The 7,326-nt window shown below is 72.6% G+C and carries 5 protein-coding genes; 2 read left to right on the top strand and 3 right to left on the bottom strand.

What is annotated here, in order from left to right; all coding sequences use genetic code 11:
• Positions 1–349: tyrosine-type recombinase/integrase (locus ACRYM0_RS03665; protein WP_432502250.1), on the top strand; the 349-nt coding region annotated here is incomplete at its 5' end.
• 171 nt (positions 350–520) lie between these two features.
• Here the strand turns inward: ACRYM0_RS03665 and ACRYM0_RS03660 are convergent.
• A complete protein-coding gene (locus tag ACRYM0_RS03660) occupies positions 521–3,070 on the bottom strand; it encodes a cell wall-binding repeat-containing protein (protein WP_432502248.1) in 2,550 nt (849 codons plus the stop codon).
• 421 nt (positions 3,071–3,491) lie between these two features.
• Between ACRYM0_RS03660 and ACRYM0_RS03655 the strand changes: the two genes are divergently transcribed.
• A complete protein-coding gene (locus ACRYM0_RS03655; RefSeq protein WP_432502246.1) occupies positions 3,492–5,747 on the top strand; it encodes a putative bifunctional diguanylate cyclase/phosphodiesterase in 2,256 nt (751 codons plus the stop codon).
• A 528-nt stretch (positions 5,748–6,275) separates the two neighbouring features.
• On the opposite strand, the gene ACRYM0_RS03650 is transcribed toward ACRYM0_RS03655, so the two are convergent.
• Together ACRYM0_RS03650 and ACRYM0_RS03645 are read right to left on the bottom strand one after the other, a co-directional pair.
• Entirely contained in the window at positions 6,276–6,890 is a 615-nt protein-coding gene (locus tag ACRYM0_RS03650; protein ID WP_432502244.1) for a GAF domain-containing protein, read from the bottom strand.
• Positions 6,887–7,186, bottom strand: a complete 300-nt coding sequence (locus ACRYM0_RS03645; protein WP_432502242.1) for a hypothetical protein — start codon at positions 7,184–7,186, stop codon at positions 6,887–6,889. Before ACRYM0_RS03645 ends, ACRYM0_RS03650 begins: the two co-directional genes overlap by 4 nt.
• Positions 7,187–7,326 lie beyond the last annotated feature (140 nt).

Below are 7,326 nucleotides of genomic sequence, written 5' to 3'. Positions count from 1 at the left end.
CTGGCGGGCCACGGCGATCACGTCCCGGCGGAACTCGGCAGGGAAGGCCTTCGGCACGGTCATCATCCTTCCAGTGAGGACCATGATCCTCACAGGTCAGGAGTCAACCGGACCGGGGGCAGTCCCCATCGAACGGATCACCTACAAGCACGCCAACGCCGTGGAGATCGACGGCCCACACCACCCCCACCGATGGCGCCACACCTACGCCACCCACCTGCTCCGCCAGGGCGCCGACATCCACATGGTCCAGAAACTCCTCGGCCACGCCAACATCAACACCACGGTGATCTACCTGCACCTCATGGTTGACGACCTGCAGAACAGCGTGGACAAGGCCTTTGGGTGAAAGGGATCAGGAGTCTGGCCTGGGAATCACAGTCAGGGAGTAAGACAAGAACCGGAACACACTGAAGGCCCTCCCCAAAAGTGGGGAGGGCCTTCAGTTTCGTTCTTCAGAGGCGAGGAGGCACCTTTCGACTAGGTCGAGGCGACTACCTTACCGACTACCGATTGCGGATCAGTAGTTGAAGGTGGCGGTGCGCTCGACGTTCGGGCCACCGTCCTCATCGGTCACCGCGTTGGGGTCAACCGTCACCGTGTACGAGATGTCGGTGGTGGCGTCGTCCAGCGGCTGACCAGCCGCCGGGTCTCCTCCGTCGGTAGCCGGCGTGGCGATGGTGACGACGACCTGGTTCGCGTTGGCGCCCGCCGCCACGGACAGTGCCGGGATGACGATACCGGACTGGTTGGTGGGGCTCACCGAGAAGAGGTCGGCGTTGGACTCGACCACGTCCGCGGTGTCCGCGTCATCTTCCACGTCCACCAGCGTCACGTCGTCGCTGAAGGTGAGGATGATGGTCGATGCGCTGCCGACACCGTTGTTGATGTCACCAGGCGTCGCGCTGGTCAGCGTGACATCCGATGCCTCCGGCAAGGTGGTGAAGGGGACGCCGACAGACTCCGCCGACTCCTCGCCAGACACCGTCTGCGTAGCGAACACCGTGTACCCGGCACCCGCAGTCAGCCCGGTCAGGTTCACGTCGAACGCGTCGGTGTCATCGTCAGCGTCCGCCGTGGCCGACCCGGCAGCAACCGCGTCCTCGAAAGTGCCGTCAAGGCCCTCCGCGACGTACAAGTTCACGGTGGCGTCGTCCAGCGGGTCGCTGACCGTAACCGTAGCGGTGGTGTCCGCCTCGACGACGTCCTGGACCGTCAGCGGCCTGGGCTCCTGGTTGACCAGAACGAAGGTCGATTGGAAGGACGGAGTGCTGCGGTAGTCAGTCCCGGCCACCAGCACGTCGCCGGCGGTGAGAACGGCCGCGAAGCCTTCGGCAGTCACCTGGTTGTCAGCGGAGACGGGAGTCTCCTCGCCCGGAGCCGCCACGTAGAACGTGTCGTTGCTGTCGTAAGTGAAGGTGCTGCTGACGGCAGCCACAGACTCGTCCACGTCAACAGTGTCCGCGTCGTCCTCGACCGCCGGGGTCGTGGCGACGATGGTGTTGTTGTCCTTGTTCACCGCGTTAAGGGTGGCGGTGTCATCGTCGGAGAACGTGACATTGCCAGAGGCCGCAGGCAGGTAAGACGTCACGCCACCGATGCCGAAGCTCTCGGTCGGGACGCCGTCGGTGTTGATGTCGAGCTGGTTGTCACCGTCAGCGTCGTTGTAGATGACGGGAACGACGGACCCGAAGGACGTGCCATCGATGGTGAAGTTGAGAGCACCAGCGGAAGGGGCCGCTTCAGCCGAGGTCGAGCCATCGGCGATCGCGGTCCCGTTGACGACGCTGATCTCGGCCGCCGGGGTCCCGGTCGTGGCGGTGGTGGTTCCCTCGAAGGAGACGGCACCGTTGGTGTTGGTGACGCCGTCAGCGTCGAACAACGCGATGCGCAGCGAGGTGGTGCTGGTGCTGGCAACCGAGTACTGACGGTCATCAGACGCCGGCGTGGTACCGCCCTCGTTAGCCACGGTGAGAGTAGAGGCGTCAGCCGGAGTGACCGTGAAGGTCTGGTTCGTCGCCGGAGCCTCCGGCTCCTCTTCGGCGCCAGCGGCGACCTCAGCGGCCTCCACGACCGACGCCGGGATGGCACCGGTACCACCGATGGCGAGGCCGGTGGCCAGCGTCTCCTGGTTGGCGGTCAGGTAGCCCTGCGCCTCGGCGCCGAGCTCAGCGCCGGCGGTGAGGATGATCGGGAAGTTCTGCTGCGCGGCCCACACCGACGCCGGGAGGGCGTCGACCGGGCGCCAGCCGTTGACCAGGGCCACACCGGTGTTCGAGAAGCCGAACGCCTCGGTGTTGGCGATGTCGACTGCGGTCGCCTGGCGGTTGGTGCCACGGATGCGGTCGACGGTGACGTCGTTCGCCTCGAGCTCCTCGACCACGGCGTCCGACACGGCGGCGGTGCCACCGAGGACGGTGACGTCGGTGATGTCGTTGTTCGCCAGGAAGGTGACGGCGGCCGCGCTCAGCGTGCCGGTCTCGGTCAGCAGGACCGGGATGCCGGACTTCGCCGCGTAGGGGGCGATCGCCAGGGCGTCGGCGAAGTCGTCACCGCGGGCGATGAACGCCGAGGTGGGAGCGGTCTCGGCGTTGTCCACGACGGCCTGCGCCAGGGCGGCGGCGGTCTCGTAGCGGGTCGGGCCGTCGATGCGCTCGATGGCGCCGGGCAACTCGCCCTCGACGGCCGCGGACACGGCGGCGGCGCCACCGACGATCCAGGAGGCCGACGGGTCGAGCTGCTCCAGGGCGTTCAGGGTCGGCGCCGGGATCTCGTTGCTCGTCACGTACAGGATCGGGATGTCGGTCCCGGCCAGCACGGAGGCGGCCAGCGCGTCCACGGCGTTGTCACCGTTGGCGATGATGACGTTCTCGGCGCCGTTCGGGAATGCGGCCAGCGCGACGCTGGCGGCGGTCTCGAAGCGGTCGGCGACCTGAGCGGGCCGGGTGATCTCGAAGTTGGGAGCGGCCGAAGCCGAAGTAGCGCTGAAACCGACGGTGGTCAGACCCACGAGAGCCGCGACGCCGGCCCCGATACCACGCCGGCGCAACCGGGAGGTTGCTGCGGTCACGATTGCCTCCAAGGCAGTTGTGAAGTGATGTTCCCCCCCACGGGGGCCGGCTCAGTGCGAGCCTGCTGCCGCCAGCTCCTCCACTACTCAGCGGAGTGCCCTGGTGACGGACACGAACGTACACGAGAGTCACGATGGCAACACGGTGAGTGATGGGGCTTGTGGGACTCGACCTCTCCGTCACACAACCGACACACGGCGTGACCTGCGGTTTTGCCTTGAGCGGCCCTACATAACAGTTTGGTAACGGGACGCCTCACCCGTCCCGCTGACCCCTCCAGACCCTCCCGGCCTAGTCCGGACGGGTGAGGGTCACCACCCACGCACGAGCCCCCACCGCTGTGACTCGTGTGGGTGACCCCCGCCCGCCCACCCGCTCCGCCCCGTCAAGCCCGCCCGCCGGCACGCCGATGAACACCCCGTGACAGCAGCACGCCCCGCGACCCCGCGCGCCCGCGCAGCGGTCGCGGCACTCCTCGCGATGCCGCTGCTCGCCCTCGCGCCCCTCGTCCAGCACCGCTGGCACGCCGCGGACCACCTCACCACCACCGTCGGCGTCATCGCCCTGCTCGGCGCCGCCGCGCCCCTGCTCGCCCGGTGGGCCCTCGGGCACCTGCCCGGCCCCGCCCACGGCACCGCCGCCGCCCTGTGGGGGACCGGCACCACCGCCGCCGGCCTGTGGCCCCACGCCACGGCCGGCCCCTTCCGCCTCACCCACCTCGCGTTCGCCGCCGCCCTCAGCGGGCTGCTCGGCCTCGGCCTGCTGCACGTGCGCACCGCCCGCTCCGGCAGCGACGACCCCCCGCTCCTGCACGACGCCCTCATGCTCGGCAGCGCCCTCGCCGTCGCCGGCTGGGAGGTGCTCTCCCGCACCAGCCCCCACGGCGGCCCCTCCAGCGGGACCGCGTGGCACGTCGGCGCCGCCGTCGCGATCGTCCTGGCCGTCTCCACCCACGCCGGCACCGCCGTCGCCCTCGCCGTCGAGCACATCCGCCTGCGGCACGCCTCCACCGCCGCCGGCGTGACCACCGCCGCCACCGCCGCCGCCGCGCTCGCCCCCACCCGCGAGGCCGCGCACGTCGCCGTCGTCACCGCCCTGCTCGCCCTGCTGACCGCCGCGATCAGCCTGCCCGCTACCGCGCCCCGGCACGCCGGGACCGCCGCCGCCCGCGCCGCCCGCCGCATGGAGATCGCCTCCCTGCTGCCCGGGCCCGTGCTGTTCGCCGACATCGCGCTCATGGTCGTCGCTCCCCGCCTCGACACCGTCCTGTTCGGCCTCTACCTGTGGGTGCTGCTCGCCTTCACCGCCCGGCACGTCGCCACCGCCCGCGCCGTCGACCGCAGCACCGCCCGCCTCACCTCCCAGGCCCTGCACGACGACCTCACCGGCCTGCCCAACCGCACCGCCCTGCACCACGCCCTCACCGGCCCCGACCGCGACCAGTGCCTCGTGCTGCTCCAGCTCACCGGACTCGACGACGTCAACGACGTCCTCGGCGTCAGCACCGGCGACGCCCTCCTGCGCGCCGCCGCCCACGAGGTCCGCCGCGTCGCCGCGGCCTGGGACGGCACCGCCCACCGCACCTCCGGCGACGAGATCGCCGTCCTGCTCCCCGGCGACGCCGGGCACGCCCTGCACCTGGCGCACGCCCTCCTCGACGTCGTCGCCGACGTGCCCGCCCTCGTCCCCGGGGCCCAGCGCTTCCCCCTGCGCGCCGTCGCCGGCATCGCCCCCTGCCCCGCCCGGCCCACCGGCGACGACCCCGTCGACCCCGCGACGGCCCTCCTGCACGCCGACATCGCCCTGCGCGACGCCCGTCTGACCGGCGGCCCCGGCCACGTCTCCGTCTACTCCGGCGACGTCGCCGCCGCCCACGCCCGCCGCACCCTGCTGCGCGAACGCCTCGCCGTCGCCCTGGGCGAAGGCACCCTCGACGTCCACTACCAGCCCGTCGTGAACTTCCGCACCGGCCGCGTGGAGAAGTTCGAGGCCCTCGCCCGCTGGGACGACCCCGTCCTCGGGCGCGTCCACCCCGGCGAGTTCATCGCCGTCGCCGAGGAGTCCAACCTCGTCGTCGCCCTCGGCGAGCACGTCCTGCGCAGCGCCGTCCACCTCGCCCACGACGCCGGCGTCTTCCGCGCCGGCGTCGCCCTCGCCGTCAACGTGTCCGTCGTGCAGCTGCAGTCCCCCGGCTTCGCCGACACCGTCCGCGACGTCCTCACCCGGCACGGCGTCCCCCCGCACCTGCTGACCCTCGAGCTCACCGAGTCCGTCTTCCTCGACGCCGACTCCCCCGCCGAACGCGTCGTCACCGAGCTCGCCGGCCTCGGCTGCCGCATCGCCATCGACGACTTCGGCACCGGCTACTCCGCCTTCGGCTACCTCGACCGGCTCCCCGTGCACGTCCTCAAGATCGACCGGTCCCTCACGAACTCCCTCACCGAGAACGGCAACGGGCGCTCCGTCGTCACCTGCGTCGTCGACCTCGCCACCCGCCTCGGCCTCACCGTCGTCGTCGAGGGCGTCGAGACCGAGGAGCAGGCCGACGCCTGCCGCGCCATGGGCGCCCCCCTCGGGCAGGGCTGGCTCTACTGCGCCGCCGTGCCGCGCACCGCCCTCGCCGAGCAGCTCACCCGCACCTACCCGGTGCCGGGGCTCGTGGCGCCGGGGGTCTGACACCCGGGCCGGGTTCACGCCCGGGGGGCGGGGCGCCCTGGCCTCCGGGCTCTCCGCCCGCGACCGGGTGCGCAGCGCACCCGGGTGGGCCGGGCGGGCTCCGGACGCCCGGCGACCAGGACACCCCACCCCCCTCCCACCTCACCGTGCAGACCGGTCACCGCGACGGGGAGGGAGGGGCGGGTGGTGGTGGGTGCGGAGGTCGGCGTCCGGAGCCCGCCGTGCGCGCCCGGGCGCGACGGTGCGCCCGGCAGCGGGCGGAGAGCCGGCCGCAGCACCCGCCACCGCCCGCCCCGGAGGCGACCACGCACCCTCGCCCACGCGCGCCGCTCGAGGTCCGGGCGGGCATCCGCACGGCGAAGAGGGGTGGGTGGTGGCGGGTGCGGAGGTCGGCGTCCGGAGCCCGCCCCTCGCACCCGGGCGCGACGGTGCACCCGGCAGCGGGCGGAGAGCCGGCCGCAGCACCCGCCACCGCCCGCCCCGGAGGTGCCACGAGCCAGCGAGCCACGCACCGGCGAGCACGAGCGCTCAGGCGCCGCTCGCGTCCTCCAGCCGCCCGACGGCCTCCGCCGCCACGGCCCGCAGCACGTCCAGGTCCGCCTCGGTGAACTCCCGCGGCTCGCCGCCCATGACGCACACGGACCCCACGACCTGCCCGGACGCGGTGCGCAGCGGCACCCCGGCGTAGGTGCGCAGGCCGTCGACCGTCGCCAGCGGGTTCTCGCTGGTGGTGGGGTCGGCCAGCAGGTCGGGCACGACGAGCTCCTCGCCGGAGCGCACGACCCGCGCGCACAGCGCCCACTCGGCGGGCGTGGCGCGCGTCTCGGCCATCCAGCCGTCCAGGCCGTGGGCGCCGGCGATGACCTGGGCGCCGGTGAGGACGACGTTGAGCATGGCGACGGGGGTGCCGGTGCCGTGGGCGCCGCGGGCGAGGAGGTCGGCGACGAGGGGCTGCACGTGCTCGACGTCGTCGGCGCGCAGGGCGGCGACGGCGTCGAGGCGGTCGTGGTCGTACAGGGGGTCGTCGGTGACGACCTGCGCGGAGGCCAGGTGCCGGGCCATCCACGCGTACCACTGCGGCGAACCCTCGTCCGCGGGCGGGCGCTCCGGGTCGTGCTGCTGGTGCTGCTCGGTGGTCGTCACCTGGGGGCCCCCTTCGTCGTCTCCAGCGCGCCGTGCACGCGCAGGCGCAGCAGGCAGCTGCGCGCGGCCAGGCGCAGCCGCGGGTCGGTGGCGTCGGCGACGAGGCGCTCGCCGACGACGCGCATCTGCTCGGGCGCGAGCGTCGTGCCGTGCAGGCCGGTGGCGCGGACGGCCGCCGACCAGGCCAGCAGCGCCTGCTGCGGGCCCACGACCCCGGCGATCTCCTTGAGCCAGTCGACCACGGTGGGCCGGGCCAGGGCGCGACTGGTGGCTCCCGTCGGGGCGTTCTGCTGCACGTGGGTCCATCGGCAGGTGCGGGAGGTTCCCGCAGCGCCCGGACGGGTGCACGTCGTCCCGGTGGTGCGGCGCCCCACCTCCGGACACGGCAGGTGATGAGATCGCCACGGTCCGTTCAAGAAAAAGGGCCCCGGCGCAC

Origin of the sequence: Kineococcus arenarius subsp. arenarius (genome assembly GCF_050871845.1) — a bacterium.
In the GTDB taxonomy this organism is placed as follows: Bacteria; Actinomycetota; Actinomycetes; order Actinomycetales; family Kineococcaceae; genus Kineococcus.
This window is presented reverse-complemented; position numbering and strand designations above follow the sequence as displayed.